The following is a 19,149-nucleotide window of genomic DNA, read 5'->3' as shown; positions in this document are numbered from 1 at the left end:
TAGCACAAAACGCACTTCGGGCCATATCGTGACGTATGGCCGACGAGCCGGTGAGGCCGCGCGGAACGGTGCTGCACTTCGTCGAAGGGACGCTGGTGCACGCGGGTCCGCACGTGCACGAAGATTCGCATCCGCTGCACACGCACAGCTTCTTCGAGATCGCCCTCGTGACCGGCGGGGCGGGCGTGCATCACAGCCTGGCCGGCCGGCAGCGACTCGAGGTCGGTGACGCGATCCTGTTGCGTCCGGGCGTCTGGCACGAGTACGAGGAGTGCGACGCGCTCGAGGTCTACAACTGTTGTTTCTCGGCCGATCTGGTCCGCCGCGAACTCGCGTGGGCGCGCGAGGATCCCTTGCTGGGCTACCTGTTGTGGACCGGACCGTTCTCGGCGCAGCGTCGCGGGATGCTGACCACGCATCTCGATCCGGCCACCTTGAAAGAGGGGATCGGGCACCTCGACGGGTTGCGGCAGTTGCGTAACCAGCCGCTGAGCCGACATCGCGGCGAGGTGATCGGCTGGTTGTCGCTGTACCTGAGTTGCGTGGCGCGGACGGTCGCCGAACTCGACGAACGTGGTGAGCAGACGCATCCCGCCGTACTGGACGCGATGCGGATGATGGAGGCGGAACCGGCCCGGCAGTGGACGCTGACCGATCTGGCGGACGCGCTGCATCTGGCGCCGGGGTATCTGGTCCGGCTGTTCAAGTCGGTGACCGGGTTGCCGCCGATGGCGTACCTGTCCCGGCATCGCGTCGAGCTGGCGGCCGACCGGCTGCTGCATACGGACCTGCCGATCAACCGGATCGGCGAGTCGGTCGGGTGGCCGGATCAGAACTACTTCGCCCGCCGATTCAAATCCCACTACGGGCTGTCGGCGTCGGCGTATCGGCATCGTTTCAATTCGATGCGGATCAGCCCTTCCGGGCGGTGATCAGCAGTTCGAGACCGTCGAGGATGCGGTCGAGACCGAAGTCCAGGCCCTGGTTCCGGCTGTCGGCCGAGGTCTGCAACGCGGCTGTGAGGCTCGGGAAACGCTCGGCCTCGGTACGCAGGATCTCGCCGAGGGACTCACTGAACCCCTCCTCGGTCAGACCGATGCTGCGCCCGGGGAACGTCGTGGACTGCTGACCCAGATTCCGGACGTGGCTGGTGAGGACGAAGATGGAGTCGAGTTGTTCAGCGCCGGTGAGGCCTGAGTCGGACAGGGCCGCGACCCCGCGTTCCATCCAGGTGAGTTCGTTCGGTCCGAGCGGCCGGCGGCCGATGGTCGACTGCAGCAGCCACGGGTGTTTCATGAAGCCGTCGTACAGGTCGAACGCGAAGGTGCGCAGCGCTTCGCGCCATGGCAGGCCGGGCCGCTCGGGCGGCGGGCCCATGGCCAGGTCGCTCATCACTGCGACGAGCTCGGTCTTGCCGGGCACATAGCGATAGAGCGCCATCTTGGTGACCGGCAGCTCGCCCGCGATGCGCTGCATCGAGACCGCGTCCAGCCCTTCGGCGTCCGCGATCCGGATCCCCACCTCGGCGATTTCCGCCAGCGTGACCGCGGGTTTCGGGCCGCGGCTCGGCGTCGGCTGCGTGCCCCAGAGCAGTTCTGTCATCGGTCTCCCTCCGCAAACGGACTTGAACTGTGTCTACCATACACATTACTGTGTCCGGCAGACACAATTAATCAGGAGGCAACGATGAAGGTTCTGGTTTCGGGTGCGAGCGTGGCGGGTCCGTCGGTGGCGCTGTGGCTCGGGCGGGCCGGTCATGACGTGACTGTGGTCGAGATCGCGCCGGCGCTGCGGCAGGGTGGGTACGCCGTGGACTTCCGGGGCGACGTGATGACGACCGTGCTGGACCGGATGGGTGTGCTCGAGGATCTGCGGGCTGTCCAGACCGGCGGCAATGCGATGCGGTTCGTGGATGCATCTGGCAAGCGGCTGATGCGGTTGCCGGCCGAGTTCGCGGGTGGGGAGTTGGAGGTACTGCGGGCAGACCTGTCCCGAGTGTTGTACGAGCACAGTCGTCGGCAGGCGTCGTACCGGTTCGGTGACTCGATCGCGAGTCTGCACGAGCACGCCGGGGGCGTGGACGTGCGGTTCGAGAGCGGGCTCGAGGAGACGTACGACCTGGTCGTCGGCGCGGACGGGATGCATTCCGTCGTACGTCGGCTGGCCTGGTCGGCGGACCAGGTCACCGAGCGCCATCTCGGGTACTACGTGGCCGGCTGGGAGGTCCCGAACTCACTGGGCATCACCGGGGACACGCTGATGTACAACGTGCCGGGGAAGCTGGCGAGCGTCGGCGTGGACCGTCGCGACCCGGCGCAGGCGGGGACGCTGTTCGTGTTCAAGTCACCGGTCCTGGACTACAACCGCCGGGATCTGGACCAGCAGAAGGCGATCGTGCGGGATCAGTACGCCGGTCTCGGCTGGCACGTACCCGAGCTGCTCGAAGGGTTGCCCGCGGCAACGGAGTTGTACTTCGACTCGATCAGCCGCGTGCATGTGGATCGCTGGTCCACCGACCGGGTCGTGCTGCTGGGCGACGCCGGGTACGGCGCGACCTTCGGGGCGATGGGCACCGGTACGGCGGTCGTCGGCGCTTATGTGCTGGCGGGGGAGTTGGCGCAGGCGGGCAACAACCGCCGGCTCGCGTTCGACCGGTACGAGGCGCGGCTGCGCAAGTCGGTCTCGGCCACCCAGGACGGCAGCCAGGCAGGCCGCTTCATGGCCCCGGCCACCCGCTTCGGGCTGACCGCGCGGAACCGGATCCTCGACAACCGGTTCTTCCTCAACCAGATGCTGAAGATGGCGCAGAAGATGAGCAACCTGATCGAGCTGCCCGACTACGGCTCAGTGCAGAAGGGGGAGCTTGTGCAGGAATGACTCCCACGAGTCCGGGAACCAGCCCGGCACACCGAGAACGGCCAGGTACAGCCAGATCGCGACGATCACGCAGAGGAACAGCACGAGTGTGCCGAGCGCCTTCAGCCAGGCGGGCTGCTTGCCGGTCCAGGTGGTGAGCGCCTTGACCCAGTCCTTCACCCGGTAGAGCAGGCGCTGGGCCCACTCGAACTCGCTGGACAGTACGGCGAGACCGGCGATGAACAACGGGATACCGCCCGGTCCGGGCAGCCACCCGGTCAGGGGCGCGGCGATGATCAGCAACCCGCCGACCACACCCACGCCGATGCGGTAGAACAGGAGCTTCCTCGGATTCGCCCGAATCCGCCGCCGCCACTCCCACCGGTCGTCCTGTGCGTCCAGCGTGACGTTGTGATCAGTGCGGTCGGGACTTTGCTGCTCGGCCACACCAACAGCCTACTTGTTGCCTGTTCAGGCGCTGGCAGGCTTGCCGAACTCCCAGTGCCAGGGTTCCTCGCGGTTGCTGCCCTGCTCGGCCCAGGCCGGGTGGACCCAGCCGAACGCGCCGGCGTGCGCCTTCATCCACTGGTACTGGGCGGTGCTGTACTTGTCGATGCCACCGCACAGGTCGACCGCGACACCCCAGCCGTGGTTCGACGTGCCCGGGAGGGCGGCCAGCGACGGCTTCCGCGCGTACAGGCTGACCTGGGAGGCGTAGGAGCGGTACGAGTCGGTGATGCAGAGGCTCTTGCCGAACTGGTTGCGATAGGCGGCGGCCAGTTGCGCGTACGCCGCGGCCGCGTCACACCGGAGCATGTGGCCGGAGCTGATCGCGCACAGCTTGCTCGACGGGATCATGCCGTTGCTGAAGCTGCCCCAGCCCGTACTCACGGAGCCGGTGGCGAGGAACGGCATCGGGTTGACCGGGTCGCCGCCGAGACGGACCTCGAAGTGCAGGTGTGGTCCGGTCGAGTTGCCCTCGGTGCCGACCGCGCCGATCCGCTGCCCGGCGGTCACCTGCTGGCCGTCGGCGACGTCGATCTTGCTCAGGTGTGCGTACAGCGTCTCCAGGCCGTTCCCGTGGTCGATCCGGACCAGGTTCCCGGCCCAGGCCGGGTGCTCGACCCGGACCACGCCGTCGGTCACCGCGCGGACCGGCGTACCGACGGCGGATGGGAAGTCCTGGCCGGTGTGGAAGCCGGTGGACCACATCGCGCCGGCCTGACCGAACGGCGTACCGATCTCGTAGGTCCCGTCGGCGAGTGGCCAGGTCCAGGAGCCGGTGCCGACGTCGTACGACGTGGCTGTGTTGCCGCACCGGAAGGCAACGCCCTGGTCGGTGACGGCCGGCGCGACCTGGGGCTTGGCCGGTGCGCCGAGGGTCGGCCGGAGAGCGGCGTACAGGTTGTCCGGTACGCCGGTGACGGTCACGGTGCCCTTCGCCTCGTCGGCGGCGATCATCTCGGCGTTGTCGAGGGCGATGCCGATGTGGACGAGTCCAACCGACTTGCTGCCCATCAGCAGCAGGTCGCCGGGCTGGGCCTGGGTCGGTGGCACGGCCTGGTAGTCCGGGTAGACCTTGCCGACCAGGTTGGGGAGCGTCGTATAGGGCTGCCAGGCCACGCGCGCGGCGCCGAGGCAGCCGTACTGACTCGGGCCGGTCGCGCCCACGCCGTACGGCTTGCCGAGCAGGCTGAATGCCTGGTTGACCGCGCGGATCGTCTCGGCCGACAGCACCTTGACGGTCCGGCCGCCGCTGACGACGGCCGCGACACCGGGATTGGGTGCGCCGCGGCTGGTGAGCGGGGTGAACCCGGCCGGCAGTTTGGCCGGGTTCTTGAGTACGGCGGCCGCCGGGGGAGTGATCTTCGCCGTCGTCAGCTCGGTCAGGTAGGTCTTCCACCGCGTCAGGGCCTGCTGGTTGCGGGCCAGCTGCACCTGCTTCGACAGCTCAGAGGCGCCGTCGAGTTCGGCGGCCTGTTCCGCCATCGCACTCGCGGCGTACGTCGCCTTCTGCTGGACTTCGGCGCTCAGCTGCTTCGCCTTGGCGGCGGCGTCGTTCGCGGCGGCTCGCTTGGCGGAGGCCTCCTGGCCCAGCCGGCCCGCCTCGGATTCGGCGGCCATCGCCTCCTGGTACTGCGAGACCTGGGTGCTGCCGAGCTGCTTGATCGCGGTCTGCCGGTCGGCGATCTCCTGGAGGTTCTCGGCAACGGGAGCGAGCGACCACAGCATCGACTCGGCACCCATGACGGTCGGGATGCCCATTTGGTACGCCTGCGCGGTCAGCAGCCCGAGCTTGCGACGCTCCTCGTCCGAGTGGCCCTTGCCGGCGGCTGCGGTGGCCTCTGCGGCCTTCGCGGCGGTTTCGGCCGTCTGGGCCGTCTTGAGTGCGTTGGTGTAGGCGATGGTCGCCTTGGCGAAGTCGGCCTGGACGGCGGCGGCCTCGGCCTGGAGCTGCTCGAGGGACCGGTTCACGTCGGTGACGGAGGCAGGTGGCGGGGGTGTGGGGTCGTCGGCGTACGCCGGCAGTGCTACCACTGCCAGCAACGTGCCGAGTGCCGCGAATCGCAGCGCCCGACGGTTCCTCAGAACCATCCGGCCCCCATCGTCGTTTGCCTCACGCGCGCTGGGAGGACGGCCCCCGCGCCTGCCCCAGCGTAGGCGCCGCACGGTCCTGACGGAACCCTCGTGCACGCAACGTGACCATGAGCCGGGCCACAGCGCCCGATCCCGGCGCGAAGTCTGCCCGAAGGGGCTGTTCGGACGCTTTGGGCGACCGATTAAAGTTCACTTCATGGCCTCGCACTTTGACGTTGTTGTCCTCGGCGCGGGTCCGGGCGGGTATGTCGCGGCGATCCGCGCAGCCCAGCTCGGCCTCAAGACCGCCATCATCGAGAAGAAGTACTGGGGCGGTGTCTGCCTGAACGTGGGCTGTATCCCGTCCAAGGCGCTGCTGCGCAACGCCGAGCTGTCGCACATCTTCCGCACGGAGGCGAAGACCTTCGGTATCAGCGGCGAGGTCAGCTTCGACTTCCCGACCGCGGTGCAGCGCAGCCGCAAGGTCGCGGACGGCCGGGTCAAGGGCGTCCACTTCCTGATGAAGAAGAACAACATCACCGAGTTCGACGGCTGGGGCGCGTTCACCGACGCCAACACGCTCGACGTCACGCTGAACGACGGTTCGTCGGAGACCGTGACGTTCGACAACTGCATCCTGGCCACCGGCGCCACCACCAAGCTGCTGCCGGGCACCCAGCTCAGCGAGCGCGTGGTGACGTACGAGGAGCAGATCCTCACCGAGGAGCTGCCGGGCTCGATCGTGATCGCCGGTGCCGGCGCGATCGGTGTCGAGTTCGCCTACGTGCTGGCGAACTACGGCGTGAAGGTGACCATCGTCGAGTACCTCGACCGGATGGTCCCGCTGGAGGACCCGGAGGTCTCCAAGGAGCTGGCCAAGGCCTACAAGAAGCTCGGTGTCGACGTCCTCACCTCCACCCGGGTCGACTCGATCGACGACTCCGGTGACAAGGTCAAGGTGACCATCACCGGCAAGGACGGCGCGCAGAAGACGATCGAGGCCGACAAGGTCATGCAGGCGATCGGCTTCCAGCCGCGCGTCGACGGCTACGGCCTGGACAAGATCGGCGTCCAGCTCACCGAGCGCGGCGCGATCGACATCGACGGCTTCTGCCGGACCAACGTGGCGAACATCTTCGCGATCGGCGACGTGACCGCGAAGCTGATGCTCGCGCACGCGGCCGAGGCGATGGGCGTGATCGCGGCCGAGACGATCGCCGGGCACGAGACGATGGAGCTCGACTACGCGATGATCCCGCGGGCGACGTTCTGCCAGCCGCAGATCGCCAGCTTCGGCTACACCGAGGAAGAGGCCAAGAAGCTCGGCCACGAGGTCAAGGTCGCCAAGTTCCCGTTCACCGCGAACGGCAAGGCCCACGGCCTCGGCGACCCGACCGGCTTCGTCAAGGTGATCAGCTCCGCCCAGTACGGCGAGCTGCTCGGCGCCCACCTGATCGGCCCGGAGGTCACCGAGCTCCTGCCCGAGCTCACGCTGGCGCAGAAGTGGGACCTGACCACCAAGGAACTGGCCCGCAACGTCCACGCCCACCCGACCCTGAGCGAGGCCCTGCAAGAGGCCTTCCACGGTCTCGAAGGCCACATGATCAACTTCTGACCGCGGTCAGAAGCGAAGTCCACATGATCAGTTCCTGACCCGGTCAGAGCGAGAGCCGGCGCCTGGTGGCGCCGGCTCTTTGCGTGTCAGGGGAAGCGGTAGACGGTCTGGAGTGGCTCGCCCGGGGTGTGGATGTGGAGCGCCAGGCCTGGGGGAGCGGTGGTGTCGACGATGCCGTTGGGCGGAGCCGGCTCGAACGGGAACGGGACCGTCGAGCGGATGCCCGGCGCACCGAGGACCGGGTGGCCGGCGAAGCTGGTGACGATCGGGTTGTGCACGTGCCCGGTCAGGATGGCCGTGACCGCCTTGCCCTCGAGGACCGCTTCGACGCGCTCCTGGGACAGCAGCAGCCACTGATCCATGACCGGGTGGTGCATCGACAGCGGCGGATGGTGCATCGCCACGAACACCGGTCCGTCGAACGGCTCCCGCAGTACGCCGTCCAGCCAGGCGAGCGACTCGTCGGACAGCAGCCCGTGGTCCTCCTCCGGCACCGTGCTGTCCACGAGCACGAACCGGGCGCCCGCGACCTCACGGACCTGATGTACCGGATGCCCGTCGCCAGGTGAGTCGACGTACGCCGTCAATCCGGCACGCAACGGAACACTCGAGTCATGGTTGCCCGGCAGCATCAGCACGGGGATGTCGGACTGCAGTTCCTCGGCGACCTCGGCGTACTCCTTCTCCAGCCCGTGGTCGGCCAGGTCACCAGTGACCACGATCACGTCGACCGGCCGGCTGAACTCGGCCAGGTACGACGTGATCCGCCGCAGCCGCGCCCGTGGCTCGTCCGAGCCGTCCAGGTGGATGTCGCTGAGGTGAGCGATGACGATCATGCGCGCAGACTAACCACAGAACCCGGCCGGGAGATCACCACAGGGCACCAAACCGCTGCGTTCGAGGATCGGGCGCGCCTGCGGCGAGCGGACGTACTCCAGGAAGGTCGCTGTCAGCGATCCGGTCTCCGGCACCTTGTAGGTGTAGGCGTGCTCGACCTCCCAGAACTTGTACGCCCCGGACGAGACCTTCGACGAGTCCGCGACGACGTTGTCGATGGTCGCGATCGACAGTTCGGGGAACTTCCGGGCACCGCCGAGTTCGGCGTACCCGATCGCGCCGGCGATCTCGTTGGCCCGGGTCAGCAGCTCTTCCGTCGTACCGACCTCGCAGCGGTGGTACTTCGCCGCCGTCGCGTCGTCGTCCTTGCGGCAGTCGTCCGAGGTGATCCCGAGCTCCTGGTTGCCGCCGAGCACCTTCTCCCGGAAGACCAGGCGCGACCCGGAGTCGGGTCCGACCCGGCTGACCATCCGGATCGGCAGGTCCCGGCCGCCGACCTGGTTCCAGTTGGTGACCTTGCCGCTGTAGATGTCGCGCAGTTGCGTGGTGGTCAGCGCCGACACGTCGGCGGCCCGGTTGATCACGACCGCGAATACGACCACCGCCATCGGCTCGCCGCGCAGAGTGGGGGCGTCATCGGCCGGGCCGTCTGACATCGCGATCACCTTGCTCGCCGCGGTCGCGTCCTGTCCGCCCTGGTCGCTCAGACTGCGGACACCACTGCGGCTGCCGTTCGCCGCGATCGTGATGTTGGCGTGCGTGCATTCGGTCGCGTAGGCGCTGCGCAGCTCACGCATCGTCGGCTCCACGGCGGTCGATCCGATCACCCGGAGGTCGCCCGCTGCGCAGTTGTCCGGCGGCTGCAGCACGTCGACCAGGAAGAACGCGACCAGCGCGCCGACCAGCACCAGAGTCAGCGCCCCGAACATCAACGTACGGCGACCTGGGCCGCGCGGCCGCGGTTCGTGGTACACCCCGCCACCGGTCGACCCACCGGCCAGATAGCCGGAATGCGTCACGCCCCGACCGGTCCCGGACAGCACCAGCAGGAACTTGAAATGGTCCCCGCGGTTGATCGCGATCCGCGGTACGACGAGCTTGTCGGTGTCGACGAAGTTGACCGGGAGCATCCGGCGTTCGAGCATCTTGCCGAGCGAGTCCGGATGCGACTCGACCACCTTCATCCGGACGATCTTGCGCTCGGGGAATTCGAACGCGACCTTGTCCTGCATGTCGTGCGGGTCGATGTCGGTCCCGCCGGCGTTGTCCAGCCGGAGCAGCACGATGCTCGGGTCCTGGACCACCGCGCCCTGGTGCATCACCTCGACGTCGACCAGGTGCCGGGCATGGTCCTGGTTGGCCACGCCGATCTGCGCGTCCACCTGGACCCGGTAGACGAGCCGCTTGCGGCGCCACAGGTAACGGTCGAGCAGCCAGATGACCGACGTACCGATCAGGGTGACGGCGGCGATGACGGTCTCGAGATTGATGTCGCCGAAACCAGAGAAATCGAACAACGGATCCCCACTTCTACGAGTCCGGCAGCGTAGAGCCCGGCGATGAACGGCTGCTTACCGCGCGATGACACGCAGGCTCAGCACTTGGCCGGTCGCGGTCGGTCTGCGAGATTTGGCCGCATGGCTGACAAGGTGGATGTGGTCGTCGTCGGGCTCGGTGTCGGTGGCGAGGAAACGGCCGGGCGACTCGCGCAAACGGGTCTGAGTGTGGTGGGGGTCGAGTCCCGGCTGGTCGGTGGTGAATGCCCCTACTACGGCTGTATCCCGAGCAAGATGATGATCCGGGCCGCGAACCTGATCGCCGAGACCCGTCGGGTCCCCGGCATGGCGGGTACGTCGTCAGTCGAGCCGGACTGGGCCCCGGTGGCTCGCCGGATCCGCGAGGAGGCCACGGACACCTGGAACGACAAGGTCGCGGTCGACCGGTTGGTGAACAAGGGCGCCACCGTCATCAAGGAGCGCGCCACCATTACCGGCCCGAACACCGTCAGCGCCGGAGGCCGTGAGTACGAGGCGTCCCGCGGTCTGGTGATCGCGACCGGCACGATCCCGGCCGTCCCGCCGATCGAGGGCCTGGCGGGTACGCCGTACTGGACGAACCGGGAAGCCATCGAGGTGGAGACGCTGCCCGCGACGCTGGTCGTGCTCGGCGGCGGCGCGATCGGGATGGAACTGACCCAGGTGTTCGCCCGGTTCGGGGTCCAGGTGACCGTGGTAGAGGGCGCCGAGCAGGTGTTGTCGATGGAGGAGCCGGAGTCGGGCGTACTGGCCCGCGAGGCACTCGAGCGCGACGGGGTCACCTTCCGGACCGGTTCCCACGCGAAGCAGATCGGGTACGCCGATGACACGTTCACCATCACGCTGGCGGACGGGTCCTCGGTGTCCGGCGAGAAGTTGCTGGTGGCAACGGGACGCCGGATCGCCACCGACGACCTCGGGCTCGACAAGCTCGGGCTGGACCCGAAGGCGCGCCGGATCGAGGTCGACGAGCACGTCCGGGCCGGCGACAAGGTGTGGGCGATCGGCGATGTGACCGGGGTCGGTGTGTTCACCCACAACGCCATGTACCAGGCCGACATCGCGGTCCGCGACATCCTGCAGGAGGCCGACGCGCCGACCGCGAGCTACCACGCGATGCCGCGGGTGACGTTCACCGATCCCGAGATCGGCGCGGTCGGGATGACCGAGAAGCAGGCCCGGGAGGCAGGGCTGAACGTGCGGACCGGGCTGACCCAGATCCCGGCGTCGACCCGCGGCTGGATCCACAAGGCCGGCAACGAGGGCTTCATCAAGCTGATCGCCGACGCCGACCGCGGTGTCCTGGTCGGTGCGACCAGCGCCGGTCCGACCGGTGGTGAGGTGCTGAGCGCGCTCGCGCTCGCGGTGCACGCCGCCGTACCCGTGCACTCTCTGCGACAGATGATCTACGCATACCCGACATTCCACCGTGCGATCGGCGAGGCGCTGAAAGAGTTGTGAGACGGCTTGTTGCGAACGGGTCGCAAATAGATCGAGAATGTGCGGGTGCATGTTCCTGATGGGTTCTTCGATGCGCCGACGTCCGTCGCCACTGGCCTGATCGCGGCGGGAGCGGTCGGCTTCAGCCTGCAGCGGGCGAACCGGGAGATCCGCGAGACCGGTCCCGCGCTGGCTGGGCTGACCGCGGCGTTCGTGTTCGCGGTGCAGATGGTGAACTTCCCGGTCGGGGCCGGGACGAGTGGGCACCTGCTCGGTGGTGCGCTCGCGGCCGCACTGGTCGGGCCGTGGACCGCCGTACTGGTGATGTCGACGGTGCTGCTCGTCCAGGGGTTGCTGTTCGCGGATGGCGGGTTGACGGCGCTCGGGACGAACATCACGCTGATGGGCCTGATTACGGTGCTCGTCGGGTACTTCCTGACGCGGGCGGTGCTGAAGGTGTTGCCGCGGAAGGTGGGCAGCGTCGTACCGGCGGCGACGGTGGGTGCGCTGGTGTCGGTGCCGGTCGCGGCGGTCGCCTTCACCGGGCTGTACGCGATCGGGGGTGCGGTTGATATCCCGATCGGGAAGCTGGCGACCGCGATGGTCGGGTGGCACGTGCTGGTGGGGATCGGCGAGGCTGTTATTACGGCGGCGGTGCTGAGTGCGGTGGTGGCGACTCGGCCTGACCTCGTGTACGCCGCTCGACATCTTCAGCAGGACCTGATCCTGGTCGATGCCGACGGCAACACTTCGACGGTGTCGCCGGACAAGCCGATCGGGGCCAAGCCGGCCGGCCGGTCGTTGGGCGTCGGGATTGCGGTCTCGCTGGTTGTAGCCGGCGGGTTGAGTCTGTTTGCCAGCGCGCATCCTGATGGGTTGGAGTTCGTCGGCGCGAAGCTCGGGTTCGAGAGTGCGGCCAAGGATTCGGCCGTCGCGGGGAGTCCGTTGGCCGATTACGGGATCAGCGGGATCGGGAACGCCCAGGTGTCCGGTGCGCTTGCGGGGATCATCGGCGTACTGGTCACGATCGTGGTCGGCCTGGCGATCGCGAAGCTGGCGTCGCTGCGGGCGAACAAGGCATCGTGACGGGTGACGGTCTCCTCGTAGCGGTCGACAGCCGGATCCACCGGATCCCGGCGCAGGTGAAGCTTGTCGGTCTGTTCGTGTTCGTGCTGGCTGTCGTCTCCACACCGGCCGCTGCGTTCTGGGCCTTCGGGGTGTACGCCGTGATGCTGGTGGCGGCTGTGGTCATCGCACGGCTGCCGGGGACTGTGGTGTCGCGACGGCTGGCGGTGGAGACGCCGTTCATCGTGTTCGCGGTGCTGCTGCCGTTTGTGGCGACCGGACCTCGGGTCGAGGTGCTTGGTCTGCAACTGTCGGAGTCCGGCGTACTGGGTGGGTGGAATGTGCTGGCGAAGGGCACGCTCGGGGTGGTTGCGGCGATCTTGCTCTCAGCAACGACCTCGCCGCGGGATCTGCTGGCTGGGTTGGAGCGGTTGCGGCTGCCGGCGACGCTGGTGGCGATCTTGTCGTTCATGGTCCGGTATTTGAGTGTGGTGTCCGATGATCTGCATCGGATGCGGATCGCTCGGGAGTCGCGTGGGTATGCGGGCGGCCGGGTGGGTCATTTGAAGGCGGTTGCCGGGGGAGTGGGGGCGTTGTTCGTGCGCAGCTTCGAGCGAGGAGAGCGGGTGCATCTGGCGATGCGGTCGCGCGGGTATACCGGGCGGATGCCGCTGCTGAGTGTTGCGGGTGCGTCGCGGGCGGAGTGGCTGCAGGGTTTGACGATCTCCGTGCTGGCGGTGGGGATCGCGGTCGCGGCTAGGGTGGTCGGCTTGTGAGCGGTCCTGCGATTCGCGTCGAGCGGTTGGTGTTCGCCTATCCCGATGGGCGGCAGGCGCTGTACGGCGTCGATTTCACGATTGAGCGCGGTGAGCGGGTGGCGCTGCTCGGGCCGAACGGTGCCGGTAAGACGACGCTCGTACTGCATCTGAACGGGATCCTTGGGTCGGTGGCCGGCGGTACGGGGAGTGGGCGGATCGAGATCGGTGGGACGGGGTTGCACCGGGAGCATCTGTCCGTCGTACGGCGGAAGGTCGGGCTGGTGTTCCAGGACCCGGATGATCAGTTGTTCATGCCGACGGTCCGCGATGACGTGGCTTTCGGGCCGGCGAATCTCGGTCTGCGCGGGTCCGAGCTCGACGACCGGGTCCGGGAAGCGTTAGTCCAGGTGGGCATGCAGGATCACGCCGACCTGGCGCCGCACCATCTCTCCTACGGCCAACGCCGCCGGGTGGCAGTCGCCACTGTCCTCGCAATGCGCCCCGAGGTCCTGGTCCTGGACGAGCCCTCCAGCAACCTGGACCCAGCCGCCCGCCGCGAGCTGGCCGACATCCTGGCCGGTCTGGACGTAACGCTGCTGATGATCACCCACGACCTCCCGTACGCCCTCCAACTCTGCGAACGCAGCCTCCTCATGGACAACGGCCGCATAGCCGCCGACGGCAAAACCCGAGACCTACTGGGCGACAGCGATCTGATGGCCGCCCACCGCCTCGAACTGCCATACGGCTTCGACCCGTTGTCCGTACCAGGCCCGGAGCGCTAACCGGGACATAGCCCGCACCTCATCTCCTAACCCAACGCGCTCATTCCAAGGCTGAGAGGCGGAGTCACTGAGAGCGGGGAGGATCGTCCCCCAGATCCAGGCCAAAAACCTCCCCACACCCGCTTTCCACGGGGACAAACCATCGCTGCGTGGCTCAGTCGAATCGGGTGTGCGCGCCCCCGCCCAAGCCTGCTGACAAGCCGCACCCAGAACCCACAGACGGGTGCCATGCGAGCTTGGAGCGCTACCGGGGGAAGAACCGGCACCTCGCCGGGTTATCCCCTCGTGTGAGGGGATGCGCCACCCCAACCGGAGCGGATGCGCGACCTATCAGTTGCCATCAGAACGCTAACCACCCCGCCCCGGGAACTGTGGGACCGGGGCGCTGGCGGGATGCGTTCGAGGGGATATCCCCCTCGAACAGAGGGTTCTCTGCTCCTATACCGGGGGAGAACCGGCACCTCGCAGGGTTATCCCCTCATGTGACGAGATGTGCCACCACTGGAGCGGATGCGCGACCTATCAGTTGCCGGTCAGAACGCGAACCACCCCGCCCGGGACGCGTTCGGGGGGTTATCCCCTCGTGTGCCGGGATGCGCCACCAACCGGAGCGGATGGGCGACCTGTCAGTTGCCGGTCAGAACGCTAACCACCCCGCCCGAGGAACTGTGGGATCGGGGCGCTGGTGGGATGCGGTTCGAGGGGATATCCCCTCGAACAGTGGGTTGTCTGCTCGTATACCGGGGGAGTACCGGCACCTCGCGGGGTTATCCCCTCGTGTGAGGGGATGCGCCACCGCACCGGAGCGGATGGGCGACCTGTCAGTCGCCGGTCAGAGCACTAACCACACCGCCCCAGGAACTGTGGGACCGGGGCGCTGTTGGGATGCGTTCGAGGGGATATCCCCTCGAACAGTGGGTTGTCTGCTCCTATACCGGGGGAGAAGGGGCACCTCGCAGGGTTATCCCCTCGTGTGAGGGGATGCGCCAGCGCAAGCGGAGCGGATGCGCGACCTCACCTCACCTTTGAACCCCGGCGCATTTGCGTGACGGTTGTGGCGTGGGGTCAGCGCGATCTGTGTGCGGGGGACTGGCGCTGGCTCAGTTTTCGGGGGGCAGGATGGTTACTGGGGTGGGGGTGGGTGGGGTGCTTTCGAAGGCTGAGCGGAGGCGGGAGCGGGAGGCTTTCAGGTGGGCGTGCATGGCTCGGTCGGCTGCTTCGGTGTCTCGTTGGCGGATGGCGGTGACGATGAGGTCGTGTTCTTCGATGGCCTCCTCCGTGACACGGGAGTCGCGGAGTAGGCGGAACAGCTGTAGGTGGCAGTGGAGTTTGGCGAAGATCTCGCCGAAGTAGCTGTTCCCGGTCGCACCGATGATCGCCTGGTGGAACTCGGCGTCCTTCCGCGCGAACGCGCCGTACGACATCGTCCCGGCCTCGTACCGAGCCCGCAGCTCGGCCGCGATCTCCGCGATCTGCTCGACCTCGACCCGCTGATGCCGCCCGGCCGCCAGTCCGGAGCAGTACGGCTCGATCAGGAACCTCGCCTCGAAGAGATCCTCGAACCGCTCCGGCGTCAACTTCGGACTAGCAGAATATCCGATTAGATGCGTTTTCGTGACCAAGTCCTCGGCCTCGAGCCGGTTGAGTGACTCGCGGACCGGAGTCTGCGACACCCCGAGCCGGCGGCTGAGTTCGTCCACCCGGATCCGCTCACCAGGCTGAATCGTCCCGTCCAGCAGGAAGCCTTGCAGCTGTTCATACACGACGTCACTCATCCGGGTGCGTTCGCGACGCCCTGTAGCGGCGCTGGTCTCCGGCTCCGTGCTGCGCTGGCTCATCGGCTGCCATCCCATCGGAAGAAAACTATGGATTCGTATTCATAGACCATTGCAAATCCTATCTGATCTGATCTAGCCTCCAAAAATCCACAAGGTCAACCCTGGGATGGCCGCGATGCAGACAAATCTCGCAACAGCGCAGTCTTTGGCCGAACGTCTCCTGATCGCCGCCGGCGTGCCCGGACCGGCGGCCGTCCAGCAAGCCGAGCTCCTCCTGGTCGCCGAGGCGAAGGGCGTGCCGTCGCACGGTCTGCTCCGGCTGCCACGGCTGCTGCGCCGGCTGGCGAACGGTACGGCGAGCCCCACGAACACCGGCAAGCACGAGTGGCTGAGCCCGTGCTACCTGTCCGTCGACGGCGAGCAGGGCCTGGGGCCGGTCGTCGCACTCCGAGCCCTGGCGGCTGTCGTCCCGGCAGCCGAGCGGCACGGAGTCGCAGTCTGCTCGATCACCAACAACAACCACCTCGGCATGCTCGGCTTCTACGCCGGCCGGATGGCCGAGCGCGGCCTCGCCTGCCTCGGTATGACGACCAGCGAGGCCCTCGTCCACCCGTGGGGGGGCACCGAAGCGATCCTCGGCACGAACCCACTGGCTCTCGGCGTCCCTGCGCAACCGCACCCGCTCGTGCTCGACATGGCGACCTCGCAGATCTCGATGGGCAAGGTCCACGACCACGCGCTCCGCGGCGTACCGCTGGAGCCGGGCTGGGCGTTGGATGCCGACGGCAACCCGACGATCGATCCGGTCGCGGCGAAGGACGGCTCGATCGCGCCGTTCGGGGGAGCGAAGGGCTACGGCCTCGGGCTCGGCCTGGGCGCGATGGTCACGTTCCTGACCGGCGCCGCCTACGGCAAGGCGGTCGGCGGGACCCTCGACGACGACCGCCCGAGCAACAAGGGCGACCTGTTCATCCTGATGAGCGGCGGCGGTCACTCCGCCGGCGAGTACCTCGACGAGGTACGCCGAAGCCGTCCGGCCGACCCGTCGACGCCGGTCGCGGTGCCTGGTGACGGCGCCCGGTCCCGCTACCAGGACTCCGTTGCCGACGGCATCGAGATCCCGGACGGCCTGTGGCGTGAGCTCACCGCCCTCGAGGCCGTTCAGCGTGAAGCGGCTCTGGCCGAATGACCCCGCCCCCGACCGGACAAGGAACCGCCACGATGACGACCAGTACCGCCTCCTTCGGCGTCCAGCGAGCCCCGCGCACGGTGGTCTTCGGGGCCGGCCAGCGCGCCCTGCTCGGCAAGCACGCCGCCGAGTACGGACGGAAAGCCCTGATCTGCACGGATCAGCGACTGGCGGCCTCGGCCGAGTTCGACGAGCTGCACTCCGATCTCAAGGACCACGGCCTCGAGGTGATGGTGTGGTCCGACACCGAGGCCGAGTTGCCGGCCGCCGGGATCGAGGCCTGCTACACCGCGGCCAAGGACGAAGGCATCGAGCTCGTCATCGGTATCGGCGGCGGCAGCTGCCTGGACATGAGCAAGGCACTCGCGCTCCTCCTGACCCACGGCGGCCCACTCGAGCGGTACTACGGCGAGAACGCGATCCCCGGTCCTGTCCTCCCGATCATCGCCGTACCCACGACCGGCGGTACCGGGTCGGAGGTGACACCGGTCTGCGTGCTCAGCGACAGTCACCGTGAACTCAAGACCGGGATCTCGTCCGCCCACCTGATTCCGATGGTCGCGATCTGCGATCCCGAACTCACCTACACCTGTCCGCCCGGCCTGACCGCGAGCGCCGGAGCGGATGCGGTGTCCCACCTGGTCGAGTCGTTCACCGCGATCCAGCGCCCGTCGTCCGCGCCCGGCGAGAACCGGGTCTTCGTCGGCAAGAACGTGATCAGCGACTCCTACGCCCGTTGGGGCCTAGCCCTCCTGGCCGACGCCTTGCCGACGGCCTTCGAGCACCCGGACGACGCACAAGCGCGGGCCGACGTGATGCTTGCGGCGAACGCCGGCGGCTACGCCCTCGGAGTCGCCGGTACGGCGGCCGCCCACGCACTGCAGTATCCGCTCGGAGCCCTGACCCACACGGCCCACGGCGTCGGCGTCGGCGTACTCCTCCCGTACGTGATGCGCTACAACGCGCCCGCCCGGGTCAAGGAGTTCGCCGAGATCGCGACCATCTTCGGTGTCCCCGGCAACGAAACGTCCGCCGTCCGGGCGCTGGCGGGGATCGAGGCCGTGGAGAGCCTGCTCGAGCGGATCGGCATCCCGCGCACCGTCAAGGAACTCGGCCTGACCGAGGACCAGCTCTCGTACGTCGCGACCATGGGCATGAAGTCCGCCCGACTGGTCGACAACAACCCCCGTCCGCTCGACACCGACGCGCTGTCCGAGATCACCCGGGCCGCGTACGACGGCGATCGCAGCAACCCTTTCTGACCAGCCACTTGGAGCACACCAGATGATCTCTCCGCACGATCTGTTCATCGGCGGTCAGTGGCGTCCTGCCAGTGACGGCCGGCGGTTCGCAGTCCACGATCCGGCCGACGGGTCCGAGCTGGCCCAGTTCGCGGCGGCCACCGAGGCGGACTGCCTCGCGGCGGTCGACGCGGCCGCGGACGCGCTGGCCGGCTGGTCGGCGACACCGCCGCGGCAGCGCTCGGAGCTTCTCCGCGCCTGTTTCGACGTCCTCACCGCCGAGCGCGAGGAGTTCGCCGGCATCATCGTCGCCGAGAACGGCAAGGCGTACGCCGACGCCCTCGGCGAGGCGACCTATGCCGCCGAGTTCTTCCGCTGGTTCGCCGAGGAGGCGGTCCGGATCGGCGGCGACTTCCGGCTCTCTCCCTCGGGTGACAAGACGATCGTCGTCCGTCGCGATCCGATCGGGGTCTCGGTGCTGGTGACGCCTTGGAACTTCCCGGCGGCGATGGCGACCCGCAAGATCGCGCCCGCGCTGGCGGCCGGCTGCTCGGTGGTGCTGAAGCCGGCCAGTCAGACCCCGCTCACAGCCGCGTACGTCGTCGACGTACTGCGCAGGGTCGGTGTCCCGGCCGGTGTCGTCAACCTGGTCACGCCGGTGCCCGCCGGTCCGGCGGTGAGCGCGATGTTGCACCACCCCGCCGTACGCAAGTTGTCCTTCACCGGGTCGACCGAGGTTGGGCGGGTGCTGCTGCGGGAGGCTGCCGACCAGGTGGTCAGCTCATCGATGGAGCTCGGCGGCAACGCTCCCTTCGTCGTACTGCCCGGTGCCGATCTGGACGCCGCAGTCGAGGGCGCGATGATCGCGAAGATGCGCAACGGCGGGTCGGCCTGTACGGCGGCCAACCGGTTCTACGTGCACGACTCGCTGGTGGAGGAGTTCAGTGCGCGGATGACCGTGGCGATGAAGGGACTCGCGATGGGTCCCGGCGCCGACCGGTCGAACGATCTCGGCGCCCTGGTGTCACCCGAGGAGCGCGACAAGGTCGCCGGGCTGGTCGACCGGGCAGTTGCCGAGGGCGCCGAACTCGCACTGGGTGGTGAGTCGTCCGAGGCCGGCGCGTTCTACTCGCCGACCGTACTGACCGGCGTCCGGCACGGCAGTGAGATCAACCAGACCGAGATCTTCGGTCCGGTCACCGCGATCGTCTCCTTCACCGAGGTCGACGACGCGATCACGATGGCGAACGACACCATCTACGGCCTGATCGCCTATGTGTACGGCGATCCCGCCCAGGCCCTCGGGGTCGCGCAACGGATCGACGCCGGCATGGTCGCGGTCAACCGCGGCGTCCTGAGCGATCCGGCCGCACCCTTCGGCGGGACCAAGCAGTCCGGGCTCGGCCGTGAGGGCAGCTCCGAAGGCATCCTCGAATTCCTCGAGGAGAAGTACATCGGGATCGAGGTGTGACC

General features: G+C 68.0%; 16 protein-coding genes. 10 read left to right on the top strand and 6 right to left on the bottom strand.

From position 1 onward, the window contains the following. Positions 1-35 precede the first annotated feature (35 nt). Positions 36-932 carry an AraC family transcriptional regulator gene (locus tag AB0L70_RS05670; RefSeq protein WP_363680386.1) on the top strand — a complete coding sequence of 299 codons (897 nt, stop codon included), beginning with the start codon at positions 36-38 and terminating at the stop codon, positions 930-932. Here the strand turns inward: AB0L70_RS05670 and AB0L70_RS05665 are convergent. Continuing rightward, complete coding sequence (locus tag AB0L70_RS05665) at positions 913-1,602, bottom strand: TetR/AcrR family transcriptional regulator (RefSeq protein ID WP_363680384.1); 690 nt, start codon at positions 1,600-1,602, stop codon at positions 913-915. The two genes, AB0L70_RS05670 and AB0L70_RS05665, sit on opposite strands and share 20 nt — an antisense overlap. Before the next feature lie 84 nt (positions 1,603-1,686). Between AB0L70_RS05665 and AB0L70_RS05660 the strand changes: the two genes are divergently transcribed. Next, positions 1,687-2,877, top strand: a complete 1,191-nt coding sequence (locus tag AB0L70_RS05660) for an FAD-dependent monooxygenase (protein ID WP_363680382.1) — start codon at positions 1,687-1,689, stop codon at positions 2,875-2,877. Here the strand turns inward: AB0L70_RS05660 and AB0L70_RS05655 are convergent. Further along, entirely contained in the window at positions 2,845-3,303 is a 459-nt protein-coding gene (locus AB0L70_RS05655; RefSeq protein ID WP_363680380.1) for a PGPGW domain-containing protein, read from the bottom strand. The genes AB0L70_RS05660 and AB0L70_RS05655 overlap by 33 nt on opposite strands. Positions 3,304-3,327: 24 nt before the next feature. Then, complete coding sequence (locus tag AB0L70_RS05650) at positions 3,328-5,451, bottom strand: peptidoglycan DD-metalloendopeptidase family protein (protein WP_363680378.1); 2,124 nt, start codon at positions 5,449-5,451, stop codon at positions 3,328-3,330. A gap of 199 nt (positions 5,452-5,650) precedes the next feature. On the opposite strand from AB0L70_RS05650, the gene lpdA reads away from it, so the two are divergent. Then, positions 5,651-7,048 carry a dihydrolipoyl dehydrogenase gene (gene lpdA / locus AB0L70_RS05645; protein ID WP_363680376.1) on the top strand — a complete coding sequence of 466 codons (1,398 nt, stop codon included), beginning with the start codon at positions 5,651-5,653 and terminating at the stop codon, positions 7,046-7,048. Between the two features lie 86 nt (positions 7,049-7,134). Here lpdA and AB0L70_RS05640 read toward each other — a convergent pair whose 3' ends face one another. Further along, positions 7,135-7,884, bottom strand: coding sequence for a metallophosphoesterase (locus AB0L70_RS05640; protein WP_363680374.1), 750 nt, complete (start codon positions 7,882-7,884; stop codon positions 7,135-7,137). 9 nt (positions 7,885-7,893) lie between these two features. Beyond that, positions 7,894-9,402, bottom strand: a complete 1,509-nt coding sequence (locus tag AB0L70_RS05635) for a substrate-binding domain-containing protein (RefSeq protein ID WP_363680372.1) — start codon at positions 9,400-9,402, stop codon at positions 7,894-7,896. Between the two features lie 120 nt (positions 9,403-9,522). On the opposite strand from AB0L70_RS05635, the gene AB0L70_RS05630 reads away from it, so the two are divergent. Genes AB0L70_RS05630 through AB0L70_RS05615 form a run of 4 tightly spaced genes read left to right on the top strand, consistent with a single transcriptional unit; the run spans position 9,523 to position 13,468 of the window. Further along, a complete protein-coding gene (locus AB0L70_RS05630; protein ID WP_363680370.1) occupies positions 9,523-10,881 on the top strand; it encodes an NAD(P)/FAD-dependent oxidoreductase in 1,359 nt (452 codons plus the stop codon). Positions 10,882-10,926: 45 nt separating this feature from the next. Further along, positions 10,927-11,946 carry an energy-coupling factor ABC transporter permease gene (locus AB0L70_RS05625; RefSeq protein ID WP_363680368.1) on the top strand — a complete coding sequence of 340 codons (1,020 nt, stop codon included), beginning with the start codon at positions 10,927-10,929 and terminating at the stop codon, positions 11,944-11,946. Continuing rightward, the gene (cbiQ, locus tag AB0L70_RS05620; RefSeq protein ID WP_363680366.1) at positions 11,943-12,701 is read left to right on the top strand and encodes a cobalt ECF transporter T component CbiQ; all 759 of its coding nucleotides are present in this window, start codon (positions 11,943-11,945) and stop codon (positions 12,699-12,701) included. The genes AB0L70_RS05625 and cbiQ overlap by 4 nt, the downstream gene beginning before the upstream one ends. Continuing rightward, complete coding sequence (locus AB0L70_RS05615) at positions 12,698-13,468, top strand: ABC transporter ATP-binding protein (protein WP_363680364.1); 771 nt, start codon at positions 12,698-12,700, stop codon at positions 13,466-13,468. The genes cbiQ and AB0L70_RS05615 overlap by 4 nt, the downstream gene beginning before the upstream one ends. Before the next feature lie 1,100 nt (positions 13,469-14,568). Here the strand turns inward: AB0L70_RS05615 and AB0L70_RS05610 are convergent. After that, positions 14,569-15,321 carry a GntR family transcriptional regulator gene (locus tag AB0L70_RS05610; protein WP_363680362.1) on the bottom strand — a complete coding sequence of 251 codons (753 nt, stop codon included), beginning with the start codon at positions 15,319-15,321 and terminating at the stop codon, positions 14,569-14,571. A 100-nt stretch (positions 15,322-15,421) separates the two neighbouring features. Here AB0L70_RS05610 and AB0L70_RS05605 point away from each other — a divergent pair, with 100 nt between their 5' ends. The 3 genes from AB0L70_RS05605 to AB0L70_RS05595 are packed head-to-tail and all read left to right on the top strand — an operon-like array spanning position 15,422 to position 19,147. Next, the gene (locus AB0L70_RS05605; RefSeq protein ID WP_363680360.1) at positions 15,422-16,435 is read left to right on the top strand and encodes an Ldh family oxidoreductase; all 1,014 of its coding nucleotides are present in this window, start codon (positions 15,422-15,424) and stop codon (positions 16,433-16,435) included. Positions 16,436-16,467: 32 nt separating this feature from the next. After that, entirely contained in the window at positions 16,468-17,697 is a 1,230-nt protein-coding gene (locus tag AB0L70_RS05600; RefSeq protein WP_363680358.1) for an iron-containing alcohol dehydrogenase, read from the top strand. Positions 17,698-17,719: 22 nt separating this feature from the next. Continuing rightward, positions 17,720-19,147, top strand: coding sequence for an NAD-dependent succinate-semialdehyde dehydrogenase (locus AB0L70_RS05595; protein WP_363680356.1), 1,428 nt, complete (start codon positions 17,720-17,722; stop codon positions 19,145-19,147). Positions 19,148-19,149: the final 2 nt, after the last annotated feature.

It is taken from the genome of Kribbella sp. NPDC051952 (assembly GCF_040680855.1).
Lineage (GTDB): Bacteria > Actinomycetota > Actinomycetes > Propionibacteriales > Kribbellaceae > Kribbella.
This window is presented reverse-complemented; position numbering and strand designations above follow the sequence as displayed.